Source organism: Amycolatopsis speibonae, from assembly GCF_042647925.1.
Taxonomy (GTDB): domain Bacteria; phylum Actinomycetota; class Actinomycetes; order Mycobacteriales; family Pseudonocardiaceae; genus Amycolatopsis; species Amycolatopsis speibonae.
On record NZ_JBHRWK010000070.1, the window covers coordinates 63812 to 82908 of the forward strand.

Sequence of the window (19097 nt, forward strand, 5' to 3'; positions counted from 1 at the left end):
GCTACCGTTCGCTACCCTCATGCACCGGTAGTGAGGTGTGGACCACTGATGTAGTGAAAGAGAGTGCCTTGGATGGCCGAACGCTCTGGACCTTTCCCGAGGTGCAAGGCACTCTGTGTCGAACATGTCGAACACGACCGTGCTTCACTGGTGCGTACCCGCGCACTGGCGGGTTAGGCCGAACGGACCAATGACGCCAGGCAGGGTTTCGGTCAAGTGCACTTGAGAGACTGCGTCGAAGACGACTTCCTCATTCGGAGGACCGAGTACTCACGCCCTGAACGTCCCTGCCGGGTGGCAGGAGCGTGCGGGTAGTGGTCTCCGACAAGCGACCCAGACAGCAGCAGTACGGCCAGCTCGAGAACGGCATGTCCAAAATGGGCTTTCCCGGCCCGAATGAAGATGATGGTGGTGCGGCGGTGCCGAACGAAGACACCGCGGGGGTGGGAGGGACCCCTGCGCGGGAAACCGGAGACGGTCCTGGCGGGAAGGTGGCCGGGTCGTTCCTGGGCCTGCGGAACTGGCGTCTGCGATCCAAGCTCGCGGCAGTCCTGATCATCCCGACACTGACCGCGCTCGCGCTCGGCACGCTGCGCGTGATCGACGACAGCAGCGAGGCGGCCCGGTTCCAGGACACGGCCGACCAGGTCGCGTTCGCCGACAAGATCACCCTCGTGGTGCACGAGCTGCAGAGCGAACGCGCGCTCGCCGTCGCCCGGATCTCCTCGCAGGACGGGTCGCGCCAGACCGGCCTCGACGCGCAGATCGCCAAGGTCGACCGCGCCGTCGACGACCTGCGGTCCTCGGCGAACCAGATCAACCCGGACGACCAGGACACGAGGGACCGTTACTCGCGTGGTCTGCAGCGGCTCGACGCCCTGCGCCCGCTGCGCGGCGCGATGAACACCTCGCTGCTGGGCGACACCCCGGTCCTCATCGCCTACTCCGGCATCCTCGACTCGCTGGTCCAGCTCGGCCGCGAGGTGACCACCGCGGTGGCGAACCGCGACGTGCTCCGGCTCGGCGTCACCGTGCAGGCCATCAGTGAGAGCAAGGAGTTCATCGCCCGCGGTGACGCGGCGCTGCTGATCGCCTCCTTCCGCTCGTCGTTCCCCGGCGACCTGTTCGACCAGGCTCGTTCGGCGGTGGCCAGCGGCGACGCGTCGACCGCGGCCTTCGTCGCCAACGCCAGCCCCGAGCAGCGGCAGCTCTACTCGGACACCTTCTCGGGACCCGAGGTCGACGACCGCCGCCGGATCACCACGATGGCGTTCTCGCTCTACCAGCAGAACCAGACGCCGTCGATCGACAACGCCGCCCTCGGCAACGACAGCCGGGTCGCGCTGGACAAGCTGCGCGCGGTCGAGACCAACCTGCTCGGCCAGCTGCGGGCCCAGGCCGACGGCCTGGCCACCGACGCGATCAACTCGGCGTGGATCGGCGGCGCGGTCGTGCTGCTGGCCCTGCTCGCGGCGCTGTTCCTGATGCTCGTCATCGCCCGCCTGATGCTGCGCCCGCTGCGGGTGCTGCGGAAGACGGCGCTCGACGTCGCCTACACCCGGCTGCCGGAAACCGTGCAAGCGATCCTGGACGACCCGGACCCGGTCAACGCCTCGAAGCGGTCGGTCGAGCCGGTGCCCGTCACTTCGCGTGACGAGATCGGTGAAGTGGCGCGTTCGTTCGACGTCGTCCACGCGCAAGCCGTCAAGATGGCCGCCGAACAGGCCCTCCTGCGCGAGAACGTCAACGGCATCTTCGTGAACCTGTCCCGCCGCTCGCAGCGACTGGTGGAACGCCAGCTGGGCGTGATCGACCGGCTCGAAGCCGACGAGCAGGACCCGGACCACTTGGCCAGCCTGTTCGAGCTCGACCACCTCGCCACGCGGCTGCGCCGCAACGGTGAAAGCCTCCTGGTGCTCTCGGGCGCCGGTCTCGCGAAGTCGGTGCCCAAGCCGGTCCCCGCCGCCGACGTCATCGGCGCCGCGGTCTCGGAGATCGAGCAGTACGCCCGGATCGAGATCGGGATCGTCCCCGAGGTCGCCGTCCAGGGCCTGACGATCCACGACCTCGTGCACGTGCTCGCGGAGCTGCTGGACAACGCCACCTACTTCTCCGAGCCGGAGACGAAGGTGACCGTCCGCGCGGTGATCACCCGCAAGAAGGCGCTCGCCATCCAGGTCACCGACCACGGTGTCGGCATGACCGACGAACGCCTCGCCGAGGTCAACCAGCGTCTGGCCGACCCGCCGGACCTGGACGTCTCGGTGACCCGGCGGATGGGCCTGTACGTGGTCGCGCGCCTGGCGCGCCGCCACGGCATCGAGGTCCGGCTCCGGGAGAACGAGGACATCGAGGGCGGTGTGATCGCGCGGGTCGTCGTGCCCGCCGAGCTGCTCACGCACCTGCGGCCCGGCGTGCGGAACACCCCGCCGCCGGCCAACCGCTCGGAAACGTCGATGCCGTCGATGTCCGAGATGTCGACTTCGCTGCCGAACGTTCCCGCCTCCGACCGCGGCCTGGAGATGACCCCGCCGCCGCCGTCGAAGCCCCCGGCGCCGCAGCCGGTCGCGCAGCAGGGCGGGCTCGTCCCGCTCGACCAGCCGATCAGTCTCGACGACCTGGTCGCGGGCAAGAACGCGGCGGGGCCGTTCCTCAGCCCCGTGACTCCTCCCGAGGAGTCCCCGGCCTGGCCGACGGCCGACGACATCTCGCCGACGAACGGCGACGGCGCTTCGAGCGGCACGGAGACGCAGTTCGCGTCGCTGGTACTGCCGAAGCGGGAGCCCCGGTACACCCCGCCCGAGCCGCCGCGGCAGCCCGAGGAGCCTTCGGACGCCGGCAAGTCGGCGCTCGAGGACGACGTGCCCACCCGGCGCCTGCCGATCTACCAGTCGGTGCTCTCGCGCTGGTTCAGCGAAGGTGACGAGGCCGGGAGCGACACCCCGACCACCTACACCGAGCCGGTCGAGTCCGACGTACCCGCGCAGGCCCGCACCAGTGGCGCCGAAGCGGTGGAACCCGTCGTCGAGGACGTCCCCGAAGAGGTATTGCCCACTCGGACCCCGCAGAGTATTCCGCCGGAGACGGTGCTCCAGGACAATGGCTGGCGCAGCGCGTCGGACGACGGCTGGCAGGCGGCGCAGGTCCTGTACGAAGATCGGAACGACGAGATCACCCCGGCGGGCCTGCCCAAACGGGTGCCGAACCAGAACCTCGTCCCCGGTTCGATCGGCGGGAACGAGCCGAAGAAGGAAGACTCGTTCGCCGACAAGACTTCCGGAATGCCGGGAACGGGTGCGATCGCCCGCTCGGCGACGGCGGCTCGCAGCCGGATGGCAAGCTTCCAGCAGGGCTACAAGTCGGGACGGCACGCGTTGCAGGACCGCCCGCTCGACGCGCTGGATGACAAGGGCGTTCCGGTGACTGGCAGGGGTGCGGATTCCCTTGCCGATGACAGCAGTAAGGAGTGACAGTGACACGGGCGGGTGCGATGCAGCCGGGTGGTCCGGCGCAGCCTGGCGGCCAGGCGCAGGGTAAAGGACACACGAGCAGCTTTGCCTGGCTGATCACGGATTTCGTGCACCGGGTCCCGGGCGCGGCGCATGCCGTGGTGGTGTCGGCGGACGGCTTGCTGCTGGCCTCCTCGAAGGGGCTTCCCAAGGACAGGGCCGATCAGCTGGCCGCGGTCGCGTCGGGGCTCACCAGCCTCGCGCGCGGTGCGGCCAAGGTGTTCGAAGGCGGCACGGTCGCGCAGACGGTGGTCGAGATGGCCAATGGCTTCCTCTTCCTGATGTCGGTGTCCGACGGTTCCTGTCTGGCGGTCCTCGGGTCGCCGGAGAGTGACATCGGCCTGGTCGTCTACGAGATGACCCTGCTGGTGGAACGGGTGGGGCAACAGCTGACACCGGAGATGCGCGCGCAGCTGCAGGGCGCGTCGGTCCGCCGCTGAGCGACCGGGAACCGAGGAGATTGCCGTGGACGACGGGCGCTTGAGGGGCGATGGCCGGCTCGGTGACGACTTCAACGGCGGGTGGTCGGAACGTGACGACGGCCGGGAGGACTGGACGTCCTTCCGGGACCGGGTCGACCGCGAATGGCGCTCGCGCCGGGCACAGGGGTCGGACAACGACCCGGTGTCCTCCGACGAAGCCTCCCGCTGGTTGACCGATTCGAACGCGGGACAGGGACCCGCCGATTTCAGCGTCTCGGACTACCGGGAACGCCTGCTCGGCGGCCCCGGGGCGGAACTGTTCGGTGGTGGCAGTGGTCCGCTCTACGACTCCGGTGAGTTCGCCAAGTTCTCCTTCGACAAGGAGGAGGAGCGCCGGGCGGCGGCCGCGGATCCGCTCGCCGCGGCACTGCCGCAGCAGGCACAGAACGAGTTCGTCGACGAGCAGTACACCACCGACGTCGAATCCTCCGGGTTGGTCCGGCCGTACTTCCGCACGCGGGGACGGACCAAGCCGACGTACGACCTTGCCATCGAGGCGTTGATCTCCACCAGTGAACAGGGACGGGTACTCGACCGGGTACGCGTCCCCGAACACCGGTCGATCTGCGACCTTTGCCTGGACACCCGGTCCGTCGCCGAAGTCGCGGCGCTGTTGCGCCTGCCGCTCGGCGTGGTCCGGGTGCTGATCGGAGACGTGGCCGGCCTCGGTCTGGTCCTGGTGCACACTGCCAGCCAGAACGTGGGTGACCGGCCCAGTATCGAGTTCATGGAGAGGGTGCTCAGTGGGCTTCGGAGAATTTGACTCCGACGCGAATGCGCCGCAGGTGACCGGACCGACTTCGTCGGCCAAGATCGTGGTCGCTGGCGGATTCGGCTCGGGGAAGACCACGCTGGTCGGAGCGGTTTCGGAGATCGATCCGCTGACCACCGAGGCCATGATGACCGAGGCCAGTACCGGCGTCGACGACAATTCGGCCACCCCGAACAAGTCGACGACGACCGTTGCCATGGACTTCGGCCGGATTTCGCTGGACTCGGACCTGGTGCTGTACGTGTTCGGTACGCCGGGACAGCACCGGTTCTGGTTCATGTGGGACGACCTCGCGGTCGGCGCCATCGGTGCCGTCGTGCTGGTCGACACGCGGCGGCTCGCCGACGCGTTCCCGTCGATCGACTTCTTCGAGAACCGGAAGCTGCCGTACGTCGTGGCGATCAACTGCTTCGACCGGCTGCTGCACCATCAGATCGAGGACGTCCGGCACGCGCTGACGATCTCGCCGTCCGTGCCGATCATGGCCTGTGACGCCCGGGAACGTGAGTCCGCCAAGCAGGTGTTGATCTCGGTCGTGCAGCACGCCATCGCCTACGATTCGGCGTTGCGCGCAGGGTAGGCAGGACGAACAAGGATGCGCGCGGGGTAGAAAACAGACGAATGCCCGGAGCGGGTGCGGCCGTTGGAGTGAACTCGGCAGGCTTCACCCGCTTCGGGGAGTGGCGCCACCTGCCGGATTGAACGCCGGGCGATCCCTTTCACGCGATCCGGTGCAGGCATGGCCTGATCGGGTGGCCGGAACGGCGTTGACCTGCGTGGACGCCGATTCGCACCTGGTCGCACCAGGCCACCAAGGGGTGACCCACGAATGCGTGGTCCGCCATGTGTCGACGCGGTGAGCGGCTGGACGCTTACGTTCGGTTAACGCTCTCGGCCGGGTGGCGGGCTCGACACGATCGGCGGGACGAATACGCTGGGTGGAGGCGTCTTTGGGCTCCGCCGGTACCGGATCGGTGCTGGTCGGCGAAAGACGCCCGGACCACGCCGCCCAGGTGGTCTTGACGCAGCGAGGAGGGACTTGTGACGGCATCCGGGCAGCAGCAGAGCTCGTTCGGCTGGCTCATCACGGATTTCGCGCGCCGGGTTCCCGGTGCCGCACACGCCGTGCTGGTCTCCGCGGACGGGCTCCTCCTCGCGCCGTCGGAAGGGCTGCCGCAGGAACGGGCCGAACAGCTGTCCGCGGTCGCCTCCGGGCTGATCAGCCTCACCGCCGGCGCGGCGCGCTGCTTCGACGCGGGCGGGGTCAACCAGACCGTCGTCGAGATGGAACGCGGGTACCTCTTCCTCATGTCGGTCGCCGACGGCTCGTCGCTCGCCGTACTGGCGGCGCCGACCTGCGACATCGGCACCGTGGCCTACGAGATGACCCTGCTCGTCGAGCGGGTCGGGCAGCAGATCACCCCCGAGCTGCGGGCGCAGCTGCAGGGCGGCGTACGTGGGTGACAGCCGATGAAGATCACGGGATTCACCGAACCGGAACCCTCCGGCTGGGACTCCCTCTACCAGGGCACCGACCGTGAGTCCTTCGACTCCCCGAGCCGCTTCGAGTTGAGCTCGATCAGCACGGTCATGCCGCGCCGCCCGGCCGCTCCGCCTGAGCCGCCCCCTTTGCCCGCTTCGATGCCTTCGCCGATCCGCCAGACGCCGCCGCGTTCCAGGGCCGAGAGCGCCGCCGCGCCCGCTTCGGTCTACCTGCCGTCTTCGGGCTCCCGGGTCCGGCCCTACACGCGCACCGGCGGGCGCACCCGCACCGCGCACGACCTGGCGCTGGAAGCCCTGGTGTCGACCAGCGAAGACGGCCGCCGGTATCGCGGCGTCCGGACACCTGAGCACCGGCAGATCTGCGACCTCTGCCTGGACACCCGGTCGATCGCGGAGATCGCCGCGCACCTGCGGCTGCCGCTGGGCGTCGTGAAGGTGCTCGTCGGCGACATGGCGGACGCGGGGCTGGTGCTGATCCACCAGACCGAGCTGATCCTCGGCGACTCCTCCTCGCGCGCCTTCATGGAGCGCGTGCTTCAAGGTCTTCGCGCCCTCTGACGCTGTCGTCTCGCGCGTTTCGTCCTCTGACTGCGCTCCGTCGGCGCTATCGCTCTTCGAGGCCGACCGGTAGGTCCCGCAAGTAGCCCCCGATCTGACTACTTTGAGGTGACTTACCAGCACTTTTGGTAGCGGTCTGTGCTGCTTCTCGATAGAACCACGGTCGTCCGTGAACGGGATCTCAGCGTGACGCCGGTCGTCCTGATCTGCGTTAACCTGGTCGAGGAGTAGCCGGTGGGGTACTGGAGAAAGCATCCTAGGAAGGATCTGGAAGCTGTTCTGGAGCACTTCCATCAGGCAGGATGGAGGATCTTGGATCCGCCGACCTACTACACCGTCCGCTGTCCTTGCGGGCTGCACCAGCGCTGGATCCACCTGACACCGAGCGGCGCCAACTACGGAAAGAACGCGGTGTCCTGGCTGCTTCGTCAACCTTGCTACGAGATCGAGGGGGGTTCCTGATGGGTGTGACGGTCCACGCGCACTGGGTGTTCATCGCCGACGGCGACGGTGATCTCTTCGGCTACTGCGACAAGGTGATGCGAGCGCTGCTCGAACAAGAACGCCGCCTCGGCGGTTTCGCGGACAGCGCGGTCTCCGCGGACGCCGGGCGAGCGGTCATGGAGATCGAGGCCGACGTTTCCGGCGACGATCTCTCACACGCCATCGCGAAAGCTCATGCCGCCGTCCGGTCCGCGTTGCATTCGGTCGGGATCGGGACGCCGGACTGGCCGACGCACGGCGAGGCCATGTCGATGGTGCTGAAAGACCTCCACACCGAGCAGCTCGCGTAGGTCAGTCCTCGACGAGGGCCGCCGAGGTGATCCGGTGCAGCGGGTACCGCTCGTTGTCGGTCCCTTCGAGGACCCCGCCGCCGACCCGCAGCGGCCGCACCACCCGCTGGCTCGCCGTCCCGCGTGAGTCGACGAACCCGATCCACACCTCGCGGCGTTCCATGGTCGCCTGTGACAGCAACGCCAGTGTCGCGGACGTGTCCCCGGCGCCGCCTCCCTGCGGCGCGCGGACGGCCTCGCCGCGACGACGCGCCGAAGCGGCGTCACCGGCCCGGACGTGCGCGACGATCTTGCCGACCTGGTCGTCTGACAGTCCGGCAGGTTCCCCAGGAGCCCGACGAGCGGCTCGTGCCTTCGCGGGCAGACGACGTCCAGACGGCCTGATGTCCATGACGCGTCCGTCGGGCCCTTCGGCGGCTGGGGCGAACCCGGCTGAGCGAAGGGCGTCGAGGACTTCGGCGAGCGGGTACGCGCTGATGAGCACTGTCGGCGCGATCATGCGCAAGCCGTACTCGATCGCGACGGAGCTGCCCAGGACCTCCGCGAGCAGCGACGCGTCGTCGCAGCGCAGGAACGACTCGGCGGCCCCGCCGCGCAGCCGCCCGTGCCGCCGGGCGACGTCGTCGATCAGGTAGCTCAGCGACTGGGGTACCGGCGTCGCCGACTTCGCGGTGAACAGCTGGTGCAGTTCGCCCGCGGTCCGCCCGGTGTCGAGCGCCCGGCGGATGGAGGTCTCGGTGATCCGGTAGACGGTCGCGTGCCCGGCCGATTCGATGTCGGCGACGGCGGTCATCTCGCCCGCGAGTTCGGCTTCCAGTGGACCTGGTGCGACCACGGTCAGGTCGGTTTGGACCAGGACGTGGTCCACCGGACGCGGCAGCGCGTCGAGCATCGCTTCGACCGCGCCGGGCCTGTCCTCGGCCAGCAGCGCGCGCGTCGCCGTGGTGAGCCCGCCGAGCCCGAGCAGGCCGAGCGCGGCCCCCTCGGCCATCGTCCAGCGCACGGTTTCGTCCCGCAGCCGACCGCCCCGCCTCGGCGAGCGCCAGGCGAGCGCGGCGACCAGTTCGTCGGTGCTCTTCACCCCGGCGCCCTCGGGCAACGCGGCCAAAGCGAGGAGGATCCGCCGCCGCGACGTGGGTGCCAGCGGACGGCGAAGGTCCTCCGAAAGCGGCGCGATCGGCTTGTCCTTCGCGTCCCGCCCGCCGGCGAGACCGGGCAGCCGGGGCAGTTCGAGCCAGGCCTGCGCGACAGTCATCCAGCGCTGCGCTGTCGGCGACGCGAGCCACGAATCCGTGAGCGTCGTCGGTACCCATTCAGGTGAAGTCGCTTCGCTGTCGGCCACCAGTCCGGCGCCGACAGCGATCTCCGCGAGCAGGGTCACCCGCGTCTCGTCGGCGTCGAGGTCCTTGGCGAGCTTCTTCAGTTCGCGGACCCCGAGCCCGCCGGACTTCAGCACCGGTGGCGGCGTCTCCGACCATGCGCGGAGCATGTTTTCGGTCTGGCGCAGGAACTCCATCGCCTCGCCCGCCGCCGTCGTGTCCACTGTGGACCGCTGATGCGGATGCACGGGGAGTTCCGGTTCGCGCAGCGACGCCGGTTCGAACACCGAGCCGCCGCGCAGGGCGATCCCGAGTTCACGCGGCAGTTCGACGGTCTGGTCGTCGCGGCGCAGCAGCAGCCCCCTGGCGAGCAGGCGCTGGACCGGGTTCTGCGCCCGCTCCAGCGGGACGTCGGCCGCCGCGTCGCGGGTGCGGCCGATCGGCGGCCCGGCGGCCAGCGTCGTCAGCACGGCGCGCTCGTCCTCGCCGACCTCCGAGAGCGCGGCCGCGATGTCCGCTCCGGCGAATGAGGGCGAAGACGATCCCAGCCCGGCGGGGAAGGGGCCGAGCGCGTCGCGGGCCGACGGCGGGACTCGCAGGGCGTCGTCGTCACCCCAGACCAGTGCCCGCGCGCGCAGCAGCGCCAGCGGCTCGCCGATCTCCGTGCCGGTGAGCCGCGTGACCTCGGCCGCGGTGACCGGATCGGTGTCGGCGCCGGCCAGCAGGAGGGCGTCGAGCACGGCGAGGGTGAAGGTGTCGAGGTCTTCGCAAGCGCGCGCGACGGAACCCGGCGTGCCCGCTCGGGTGGCGAGCACGATGGTGTCGGAAGGGGGTGGCGTGGACAGGTCGCGACGTGTGCGCAGCAGTGCGGCGAGGGCTTCGTCGGACTCCTGGCGCAGCCAGTCCGCCAGGGAGGGCGCGGGCATAGAGGACCAGGATACCGGGCGGGTGGAGGCCCGGCAGCCGCGTTCGGGCAGACTGTGCCGGAGAGAACGGCTTGACCATGCTCTGGAGGACGTTGTGGCGAAGGGCGAGAACAAGAAGCGCGCGGGGATCGACCCGACGTGGCCCGGTGAAGACGGGGAGCACCCCGTCACCGAGCTCGCATCCGATCGGCAGGGCGCGCTGTCCCCGTTCGGCGACGTGACCTTCCCGCTCGAAGCGGTGCCCTACGTGCACCCCGAGACCGAGATCAACCGGTAAGAAGTTACTGGTCAGTCACCCCCTGCGAGGGTCCGTGGCGGTCGTCACGGGAGTAGGTTTTCGATCGACCTATTCGAGCGTTCCTCAGCGGGGGTAGTGCCATGCCGGTTCCCGGTCCCGGATATTCGATCACCGTCCGGGTGGAGGCCCCCGCGTCGTCCACCGCGGCGGGTGACCTGACCACGGCCGTCGGCAGGGTCGGCGGTGTGCTGACAGCCTTCGACGTCGTCGAGTCGCACCCCGACTCGATCGTCGTCGACATCAGCGCCAACGCCCTGTCGGAGAACCACGCGCAGGACATCACGCAGACCCTGGACTCGATGCCGGGCGTCCGCGTCCGCAAGGTCTCCGACCGGACCTTCCTGATCCACCTCGGCGGCAAGATCGAGGTCAGCCCCAAGGTCGCGCTCCGCAACCGTGACGACCTCTCCCGCGCGTACACGCCGGGTGTCGCCCGCGTCTGCCAGGCGATCGCCGCGAACCCCGAGGACGCGCGCCGCCTGACCATCAAGCGCAACACGGTCGCCGTCCTCACCGACGGTTCCGCGGTGCTGGGGCTGGGCAACATCGGCCCGGCCGCCGCGCTGCCGGTGATGGAGGGCAAGGCGGCGCTGTTCAAGAAGTTCGCCGACGTCGACGCTTGGCCGGTCTGCCTGGACACCCAGGACACCGAAGAGATCATCATGATCGCGAAGGCGCTCGCGCCGGTCTACGCGGGCATCAACCTCGAGGACATCGCCGCGCCGCGCTGCTTCGAGATCGAGAAGCGCCTGCGTGAGCAGCTCGACATCCCGGTGTTCCACGACGACCAGCACGGCACCGCGATCGTCGTGGTCGCCGCGCTGCGCAACGCCCTGCGCGTGGTCGGGAAGAACATCGAAGACTGCAAGATCGTCGTCAGCGGTGTCGGCGCGGCGGGCTCGGCGATCATCCGCCTGCTGCTGCGCAAGGGACCGGGCGACATCGTGGCCGCCGACATCGATGGCATCGTGCACTCCGCGCGCGGCAACCTCGACGACAACCTGACCTGGATCGCGGAGCACACCAACAAGGAGCAGCAGGCGGGCACGCTGCACGAGGCGCTCGTCGGCGCCGACGTGTTCATCGGGGTCTCGGCCCCGAACCTGTTCGGGGCCGAGCAGGTCGAGACCATGAAGTCCGACGCCGTCGTGTTCGCGCTGGCCAACCCGGACCCGGAGATCGACCCGCTGGAAGCGGGGAAGCACGCCGCCGTGGTCGCCACCGGCCGCAGCGACTTCCCGAACCAGATCAACAACGTGCTCGCGTTCCCCGGCGTCTTCCGTGGTCTGCTCGACGCGCAGGCGCACCACATCGACGACTCGATGCTGCTCGCGGCCGCCGATGCCATCGCGGACGTCGTGGACAACGGCAAGCTCAACGCGTCCTACATCGTGCCGAGCGTCTTCGACAGCGCCGTCGCCCCCGCGGTCGCCGACGCGGTGAAGAAGGCCGCGAAGGCCGCCAAGCAGTAGGGCGCGATAGCAAAGGTCCCTTGCTCCATTCGGCGGCAGCGTCATCACTGAGGCCGACCTGGAGGCCGACTTCAGGGTGACGACTCCGCCGATGGCCCGCTCATAGGCTCGATTTCGACCACGAAGTCGATCATGACGGGGGTTGGGGATGAATCGCTCTGTCCTGAGCAGGATCGGGACACTCACGGCCGCGGCGGTCACTGTGGCGGTACTCGTACCGGCCACGGCGACCGCCGCGTCTTCGTCGCTGGACTGGGGGCCGTGCCCGGAGGCGGCCACGCTGCAGTGCGCCACTTTGAAGGTCCCGCTCGACTACCGGAACCCGGGCGGGAAGACCATCGACATCGCCGTGTCGAAGCTCGCCAGCACCAAACCGGCGAAGCGGCGCGGGATCATGCTGATGAACCCGGGCGGGCCCGGTGGCCCGGGGCTGACCATGCCGGAGGCTTTGCGCGCGTCGGGTGCGCCGTCGAGTGTGCTCGACGCGTACGACCTGATCGGGTTCGACCCGCGGGGGATCGGGAACAGCACGCCGGTCACCTGCGATCTCAAGCCCGAGCAGCTGGTGAGCAACGTGCCGCCGTACGCGCGTGACGCCGCCGCGGTGGCGGAGCGGGCGAAGGCCGTGGCGGGCATCGCGAAGCAGTGTGGCGACTCGAAGACCGCGGCGAACCTGCCGTACATCACCACGGCCAACACGGCTCGCGACATGGACCGCATCCGCGAAGCCCTCGGCGAGAAGAAGCTCTCGTACTACGGCGTCTCGTACGGCAGCTACCTCGGTGCCGTGTACTCGACGCTGTTCCCGCAGCAGACGGATCGCGTCGTGCTCGACAGCGTGACCAGTCCGGGCGGGCTCGACCCGGCGACCTCGCGTCGGCTCGCGGAGGGTTTCCAGGACCGCTTCCCGGACTTCGCGAAGTGGGCGGCGGCGCGCGACGACAGCTATGGGCTGGGCCGTACCCCGCGGCAGGTGACGGCGAAGTTCTACGAACTCGCGGACAAGCTCGACAGCGGCGCCGTTCCCGGCGTGGACGGCGCGGCGTTCCGGATGGGCACGTTCGGCGCGCTGTACTCGACCAGCGCCTTCCCGGTGCTGGCGCAGCAGTGGCAGTCGCTCGACGGCGAAGGCGTCATGAAGCAGGCGGCGCAGACCGACATCGGCAACGTGCTGTCCGGTCAGCTGCACGTGGTCTGCAACGACGCGAACTGGCCCGAGAACGTCGGGGTCTACCAGCGCAACGTCGAGAAGGACCGGGTGAAGTACCCGATGTTCGGAGCCGCCGGGGCGAACATCTGGGCGTGCGCGTTCTGGCCGTCCGAGCCGATCGAGCCGCCGGTGAAGATCGGCGACCGGGGACCGTCGACGATCCTGCTGGTGCAGAACCTGCGTGACCCGGCCACCCCGCTCAGCGGGGCCAAGGAGATGCGGCGCGCGCTGGGCGACCGGGCGCGGATGGTGTCGGTCGACCAAGGCGGGCACGGGGTCTGGCTGGGCTCGGAGAACGCTTGCGGCAACAACGCCGTCAACCGGTTCCTCGTGGAAGGCAAGCGCCCCGCGCACGACACGGCCTGCGGCGCGGACAAGGGCGGGCTCTTCGATTCGATGAATCCGCAGCAGCGGCAGGACCGGGAGAAGGCGCTCGACGAGGTTCGCTCGAAGCAGCAGGTTTTCTGAGGACTAGCCTGCTGGGCGTGAGTGAACTCAGCCACGTCGACCATACGGGTGCCGCCCGTATGGTCGACGTTTCCGGCAAGACGCCCTCCGCCCGCACCGCGCTGGCCGGCGGCACCGTGCACACCACGGCCGAGGTGCTCGGCCTGCTCGCGACGGACGGGCTGCCCAAGGGCGACGCCCTCGCGACCGCCCGGATCGCGGGCATCATGGGCGCGAAGAAGGTGCCCGAGCTGATTCCGCTCTGCCACCAGATCGCGCTGTCCGGGGTGAAGGTCGAGTTCGCCCTCGGCGAGACCGCCGTGCACATCACCGCGACCGCGAAGACGAACGACCGGACCGGCGTCGAGATGGAGGCGCTGACCGCCGTCGCCGTCGCCGGGCTGACCCTGCACGACATGATCAAGGCCGTCGATCCGGCGGCGACCCTCGACGACGTCCGCCTGATCCGCAAGGACGGCGGCAAGACCGGGACCTGGGAGCGGCCGTGAACCGGAACGCGAGGGTGATCGTGGCGTCGAACCGGGCCGCGAAGGGCGTCTACGAGGACACGACCGGTCCGGTCATCACCGGCTGGTTCGCCGCACGGGGCTGGGACGTACCGGAGCCCGTGGTCGTCGAGGACGGGGAACCGGTCGGCGAAGCCCTGCGGGACGCCGTCGCGGCCGGGGTCCAGGTGATCGTGACCACCGGCGGCACCGGCATCTCGCCGACGGACCGCACCCCGGACGTCACCCGCGCCGTCCTCGACTACGAACTCCCCGGCGTCGCGGACGCGATCCGGGCCGCCGGGCTGCCCAAGGTACCCACGGCCGTGCTCTCGCGCGGGGTCGCCGGCGTCGCCGGACGGACCCTGGTGGTGAACCTGCCCGGCTCGCGCGGCGGGGTGAAGGACGGCCTGGGCGTCCTGGACGGGATCCTCGACCACGCCGTCGACCAGCTGGCGGGCGGCGACCACCCACGGGAGGCACAGCAGTGAGCGTTCGGGTCGCACGGATCGCGGTGGTCGACGAGCCGCTTTCGGTCGAGGAACACGCCCGGCTGGTGGACGACGCGGCCGCGGGCGCCGTCGTCACCTTCGGCGGGGTCGTGCGGGACCACGACGGCGGGCGGTCGGTGGAACGGCTCGCCTATGAAGGACACCCCAGCGCTTCGGAGGTGCTCGCGGAGGTCGTCGCGGACCTCTCGGGGAAGTGGACCGGCGTCCGTGCCGTCGCTGTCAGTCACCGGCTGGGCGCGCTGGCCATCGGGGACGTCGCGCTGGCGTGCGCCGTGGCGGCCGAGCACCGGGGCCAGGCCTTCGCGGCCTGCTCGGAGCTGGTCGACGAGGTCAAGGCACGGCTGCCGGTGTGGAAGCACCAGCACTTCAGCGACGGCAGCGACGAGTGGGTCAATTCGCCGTAGGCCGGCCACCGGGCACGTCGGTCGGGGTGGTCGTGAGTGGTAAGTGTCGTTCTAACGACACTTACCACTCACGACCACCTGTACCGAGGCGTCACCGCCGCTTTGTGGTCACCCGAAGTACGTGAAGGCCCCTTCCCTCGACTGAGCCGAGGGAAGGGGCCTTCACGCGCTGCCGCTGTGACTGCTGGTGCGTGTGGGGCGGGCGTGATGAGCGCAGAGTCCGTGAAGGCCTCCTTACCTACCCTGAACGTAGGTAAGGAGGCCTTCACGGACTTCAAACGGGGCAAGTGGACCGCCTACCGCAGCCTGACCCCCAACCGCCCCCGGACGCGACAAAGCCCCACCGCCGGGGGAATGAGCGCGGTGGGGCCTTGTCAGTCGTGACATGGCCACGCGGGGAGTCCCGCGGGCATCACGACTTACTGGTGCTCAAGAGCTCACTTGGTGGCGAGCTTCTGGCCGACGACGATGAAGTCGGCGTTCGGCACGAATTCCTTGTTCAGGTCCTGCAGCTTCTGGAAGCCGCCCTGGACGTTGAACTTGGAAGCGATCTTGGACAGCGTGTCGCCGGCCATGACGGTGTAGTCACCCGCCGGGTTGGAGTTCGCGACATTGGCGGCCGGCGCCTGGACCGGAGCCTGCTGCTTGGCGACCGGAGCGGTCGACTTCTTCGGGGTCACCTTCTTGGTGGCCTTCGGAGCGGTCGACTTGGCCTTGGCGGGGCTGGCGGAGCCGCCCTTCTTGCCACAGTGCGGCCACGCGCCGATGCCCTGGCCCTGGAGGACCCGCTCGGCGACGGCGATCTGCTGCTCACGGGAAGCGCCGTGCGCACTGCCGGTGCCACCGTAGGCGCGCCAGGTGCTCTGCGAGAACTGCAGACCACCGTAGTAGCCGTTACCGGTGTTGGTGTTCCAGTTGCCGCTGCTCTCGCACTGCGCGATGGCGTCCCAGTTGGTCGCCGACGCGGGGGTCGCGGCGATTGCGAGGGGAGCGCCGACCGCGACGCCCGCAATGGCAACGCGAGCGATGTGACGGGTGGCGGCGGACATCTTGCGGTGCTTGCCTCGGTACGACATGTGAGTAAATCTCGCTCCCTGCGCCTACGAGTCTGTGCTGAGGGAAGACCCAGGGGTCTGGCCGGCCGTCTCAGGCCGGCTGACTTCGCCTGACGCACGCCGCGTCGGCTCGGTCCCCTCGTCCCTGTCCGGAAATGCTTTCGCTCGGGGTTGGGTCCGGGAATCCGTTGGACAGGGCTCGGCGCTACGGGTTCCCGGTGTTGCGTGGTCGGTCGGGGCCAACCGAAAAGCGACGGTACGTAACGAACGGGCCCAGCGGAAATTATTCGAGCCGTGACCTACATCACAGTAACAGCACGCAACCCTGAGCGATTCGACTGTTTATGCAGGTCAGCTGGCCGTTACCTGGCCGTTTCCTAGTCGAGATAATTCACGGATCGTGAGGCTTGCATCACGTGGATTAAGGGATGACTGGCCCATTCGTGCGCCTTCGCGCGCTAATGGGCCGCGCACTTTAGCGAGCCCTCAAGAAGTTCGCCAGCCCTGACAGGTCATCCGTATTCAGGTGGTCGACACCGGCGGCGGCCAGTACCTTCCAGAGAGCTTCCCGTGCAGGTCCAGGGGCATCCGGCGTGGCCCAAAAACGGACCCGCTGGCCCGCCGCGTGCGACCGTTCGACGATTTCGCGCAGCTTCGCGCGTTCCGCGGCCGGGAATTCACCGACACCGGTCCAGGTGAACAGTCCGGTCCACGAGTCGGACACCAGCGGGGTCACGCGGGGGTCCGAGCCGATGCCGAGGTCGTTCCCGTCCTTGATCCGCCCGTCGTAGAACGCGAGCCGGAACTTCTGCCCGAGCATCACGTCCTTGGGACGCCCGCCGGAGAGCACAGCGGTGATGGCCCGCTTCTGGACGTGCCCGAACGCGTACAGAGAGAAGAGGAAGGAATAGCGCGGGTCGTACAGCCGCTTCTCCAGCGCCGCGTAGGTGCTGTTCGCGTCCCCCTTGACGTCGATCAGCAGTTGGAACTCCGTTCGCTGCCGGTAGACGCCCACCCCGTGGTTGGCCAGGACACGCTTGCGCAGCGGCTCCAGGTAGAGCGACTCCAGGGTGCGGTCCGGGCGGGTGTCCGCGAGATCGTGCGCGACCAGCAGTTGCCCGTCCACCAGGTAGATGTCGGCCTCGACGCTGGTGAAGCCCTGATCGAGCGCGTCCTGCAGCGGGCGCGTGTGCTCGTAGTCGTTGTGGCTGTGCGCCTGCGGCAGCGGCCGGACGCCGCGCTCGTGGGCGGAGGCCGGGGCGGTCGCCAGGCTCGTGGCGGCGACCGCGGCGAGCAGCGCGGCGAGGATACGGCGGGGAGTGATCACTGGCGCATCCTCGGCGGCTTCGGCGTCCGGACGGTGAATTCGAAACGGCGAGCAGGGGACCTTTGCTATCACTTTCGCCGTTCGCGCAGGTCAGCGCAGGTCAGCCGCCGGCGAACGGGGGCAGGACGTCCAGTTCGGCGGCGTCGGTCAGCGGCCGCGTGAGATCCCGCACCGCGACGCCGTCCAAGAGAAAGGAGACCGCGTCGAGCAGCTTCGCCAGCTTTTCCGGGTGGAGTTCGCGCAGGCGGGCGACGGCGTCGGCGACGCGGGCGCCGTCCGGCAGGGCCACCTTCTCCTCGTCGAGGCCCGTGGCCGCGCGGGCCGACGCGAAGTACCGCACCACGATGGTCACCATGTCAGCCGCCGATCGCGCTCATCGGCCGGATCGGCTGCGCGAAGCCGGCCTCGTTGATCTCGTGCCCGGCGAGCTTGCCCCACATCGTCGCCCGCCACGCGTCCGCCACCTCTTCTTCGCGCGCGCCCGCGCGCACGAGGGCGCGGAGGTCGGTCTCGTCGTTGCTGAACAGGCACGAGCGCACCGCGCCGTCCGCGGTCAGGCGGGTCCGCTCGCAGGCGCCGCAGAACGGCCTCGTCACCGAAGCGATCACGCCGACGTCGCCGGGCCCGCCGTCGACCAGCCAGCGTTCGGCGGGCGCCCCGCCGCGCGCGGCGGGGAACGGCGACAGCGAGAACTCCTCGCCGAGCATGCCGAGGATCTCCTCGGCGGTGATCATGTCGCGCCGGTTCCAGCCGTGCTGCGCGTCCAGCGGCATCTGCTCGATGAACCGCAGGTGGTAGCCCTCGGCGAGGCAGAACCGCAGCAGCGGCACGGCCTGGTCCTCGTTCAGTCCGCGCATCAGCACCGCGTTGACCTTCACCGGGGCCAGCCCGGCTTCACGCGCGGCGGCCATGCCGTCGAGCACGTGCGAAAGCCTGTCGCGGCGCGTGATCGTCTCGAACAGCGCGCGGTCGACTGTGTCGAGCGAGACGTTGATCCGGTCCAGCCCGGCGTCGGCGAGCGGCTTCGCGCGCTTCGCGAGCCCGATCCCGTTGGTGGTCATGGAAAGGCGCGGCCGCGGTTCGAGGGCCGCGATCCGCTCGACGATCTTCTCCAGCCCTTGGCGCAGCAGCGGTTCGCCGCCGGTGAGCCGGATGTCGGTGACCCCGAGCCGTTCGATGGCGATCCGCATCAGGAGCACGAGCTCGTCGTCGGTCAGCACGTCCGCGCTCGGCATCCATTCGAGCCCTTCGGCGGGCATGCAGTAGGTGCAGCGCAGATTGCACTTGTCGGTGAGCGACACCCGCAGGTCGGTCGCCACCCGGCCGAAGGTGTCGATCAGAGCGGGGTTGTCCGGCCTGGGCGCGTTTGCGCGGCCTCGTGTGCCGGGGACACGGGGGAACCCGAGATCGATCGCTGTCATTGTCCCCAGACTAACCCCGAAGCGGGCGAAAAGCCGACTGTCTAGAATCCAATTCCCAGCGAATCGGTTTCTTCCCGAAGGGTTTTCCGGATGGCGAAATATCCGCTTTCGGCGGAGGAATTGGCCCGGTTCGCCCACCTCGGCCGGGAAGGCAGCACGCTGACCGTCCTCCGGCACGCCAGGATCGCCGAGCGGATGGGGCTGTCGGCCACCGATCACAAGGTGCTCGAACTCGCCGGCCAGGCGCCGGGACCGTTGACAGCGGGCAGGATCGCCGAACTGACCGGGTTGTCGACGGGCGCTGTGACCGGCGTCATGGACAGGCTCGAGAAGGCGGGTCTCGCCCGCCGCGTCCGTGACACCGTCGATCGCCGTAAGGTCCTGATAGAGGTCGTCCCCGGCGCCATGGAGCGCCACGCGCCGCTCTTCGAATCCGCGTACACGAACATGAAGTCGGTCCTTGAGGAGTTCTCTCCCGAGGAACGGAAAGTGTTGGAACGTTTCCAGAGCGCGGTGCTCGATGGCCTCCGCGACGAACTGCCCGGCAATTCCTCACGACCGTAGCTTTTCCGCATCTGCGGC

At 69.2% G+C, this 19097-nt stretch carries 17 protein-coding genes and 1 pseudogene; 13 read left to right on the forward strand and 5 right to left on the reverse strand.

Annotation, left to right across the window (positions count from 1 at the left end):
- Positions 1–368 precede the first annotated feature (368 nt).
- The 7 genes from ACFOSH_RS34905 (at position 369) to ACFOSH_RS34935 (ending at position 7618) form a co-directional block, all read left to right on the forward strand.
- The gene (locus tag ACFOSH_RS34905) at positions 369–3470 is read left to right on the forward strand and encodes a sensor histidine kinase (protein ID WP_378244492.1); all 3102 of its coding nucleotides are present in this window, start codon (positions 369–371) and stop codon (positions 3468–3470) included.
- Between the two features lie 20 nt (positions 3471–3490).
- On the forward strand, positions 3491–3949 hold the full coding sequence (locus ACFOSH_RS34910) for a roadblock/LC7 domain-containing protein (protein ID WP_085939650.1): 459 nt from the start codon (positions 3491–3493) through the stop codon (positions 3947–3949).
- Positions 3950–3974: 25 nt separating this feature from the next.
- A complete protein-coding gene (locus ACFOSH_RS34915; protein ID WP_378244355.1) occupies positions 3975–4754 on the forward strand; it encodes a DUF742 domain-containing protein in 780 nt (259 codons plus the stop codon).
- Positions 4735–5343, forward strand: a complete 609-nt coding sequence (locus ACFOSH_RS34920; RefSeq protein ID WP_378244357.1) for a GTP-binding protein — start codon at positions 4735–4737, stop codon at positions 5341–5343. Before ACFOSH_RS34915 ends, ACFOSH_RS34920 begins: the two co-directional genes overlap by 20 nt.
- 461 nt (positions 5344–5804) lie before the next feature.
- Positions 5805–6227 (forward strand): roadblock/LC7 domain-containing protein, encoded by a 423-nt coding sequence (locus ACFOSH_RS34925; RefSeq protein WP_020631857.1) that lies wholly within the window; start codon positions 5805–5807, stop codon positions 6225–6227.
- Positions 6228–6233: 6 nt separating this feature from the next.
- Positions 6234–6824, forward strand: a complete 591-nt coding sequence (locus tag ACFOSH_RS34930) for a DUF742 domain-containing protein (protein ID WP_378244360.1) — start codon at positions 6234–6236, stop codon at positions 6822–6824.
- A 461-nt stretch (positions 6825–7285) separates the two neighbouring features.
- Positions 7286–7618, forward strand: a complete 333-nt coding sequence (locus tag ACFOSH_RS34935) for a hypothetical protein (protein WP_378244362.1) — start codon at positions 7286–7288, stop codon at positions 7616–7618.
- 1 nt (position 7619) lies between these two features.
- Here the strand turns inward: ACFOSH_RS34935 and ACFOSH_RS34940 are convergent, their stop codons facing one another.
- Complete coding sequence (locus ACFOSH_RS34940) at positions 7620–9863, reverse strand: helicase-associated domain-containing protein (RefSeq protein WP_378244364.1); 2244 nt, start codon at positions 9861–9863, stop codon at positions 7620–7622.
- A 94-nt stretch (positions 9864–9957) separates the two neighbouring features.
- Between ACFOSH_RS34940 and ACFOSH_RS34945 the strand changes: the two genes are divergently transcribed.
- The 5 genes and pseudogenes from ACFOSH_RS34945 (at position 9958) to ACFOSH_RS34965 (ending at position 14712) form a co-directional block, all read left to right on the forward strand.
- Positions 9958–10140, forward strand: a complete 183-nt coding sequence (locus ACFOSH_RS34945) for a hypothetical protein (RefSeq protein WP_005156172.1) — start codon at positions 9958–9960, stop codon at positions 10138–10140.
- A 101-nt stretch (positions 10141–10241) separates the two neighbouring features.
- Positions 10242–11633 carry an NAD-dependent malic enzyme gene (locus ACFOSH_RS34950; RefSeq protein WP_378244366.1) on the forward strand — a complete coding sequence of 464 codons (1392 nt, stop codon included), beginning with the start codon at positions 10242–10244 and terminating at the stop codon, positions 11631–11633.
- Positions 11634–11781: 148 nt separating this feature from the next.
- Positions 11782–13311, forward strand: coding sequence for an alpha/beta hydrolase (locus tag ACFOSH_RS34955; RefSeq protein WP_378244368.1), 1530 nt, complete (start codon positions 11782–11784; stop codon positions 13309–13311).
- Between the two features lie 17 nt (positions 13312–13328).
- Complete coding sequence (gene moaC / locus ACFOSH_RS34960; protein WP_378244370.1) at positions 13329–13799, forward strand: cyclic pyranopterin monophosphate synthase MoaC; 471 nt, start codon at positions 13329–13331, stop codon at positions 13797–13799.
- Positions 13796–14712, forward strand: a pseudogene (locus ACFOSH_RS34965) (molybdenum cofactor biosynthesis protein MoaE). The gene moaC and the pseudogene ACFOSH_RS34965 overlap by 4 nt, the downstream one beginning before the upstream one ends.
- A gap of 437 nt (positions 14713–15149) precedes the next feature.
- Here the strand turns inward: ACFOSH_RS34965 and ACFOSH_RS34970 are convergent.
- The 4 genes from ACFOSH_RS34970 to moaA all read right to left on the reverse strand — a co-directional run bounded on the left by ACFOSH_RS34970 (position 15150) and on the right by moaA (position 18515).
- The gene (locus tag ACFOSH_RS34970) at positions 15150–15788 is read right to left on the reverse strand and encodes a transglycosylase family protein (protein ID WP_378244372.1); all 639 of its coding nucleotides are present in this window, start codon (positions 15786–15788) and stop codon (positions 15150–15152) included.
- A 454-nt stretch (positions 15789–16242) separates the two neighbouring features.
- Positions 16243–17094: a phosphatidylinositol-specific phospholipase C/glycerophosphodiester phosphodiesterase family protein gene (locus tag ACFOSH_RS34975; RefSeq protein WP_378244374.1), complete on the reverse strand. Its 852-nt coding sequence runs from the start codon at positions 17092–17094 to the stop codon at positions 16243–16245.
- A gap of 100 nt (positions 17095–17194) precedes the next feature.
- A complete protein-coding gene (locus ACFOSH_RS34980; RefSeq protein ID WP_378244376.1) occupies positions 17195–17449 on the reverse strand; it encodes a MoaD/ThiS family protein in 255 nt (84 codons plus the stop codon).
- A gap of 1 nt (position 17450) precedes the next feature.
- Positions 17451–18515, reverse strand: coding sequence for a GTP 3',8-cyclase MoaA (gene moaA / locus ACFOSH_RS34985; RefSeq protein WP_378244378.1), 1065 nt, complete (start codon positions 18513–18515; stop codon positions 17451–17453).
- A 90-nt stretch (positions 18516–18605) separates the two neighbouring features.
- Between moaA and ACFOSH_RS34990 the strand changes: the two genes are divergently transcribed.
- Complete coding sequence (locus ACFOSH_RS34990) at positions 18606–19079, forward strand: MarR family transcriptional regulator (protein ID WP_378244380.1); 474 nt, start codon at positions 18606–18608, stop codon at positions 19077–19079.
- The last annotated feature ends 18 nt before the right edge of the window (positions 19080–19097 follow it).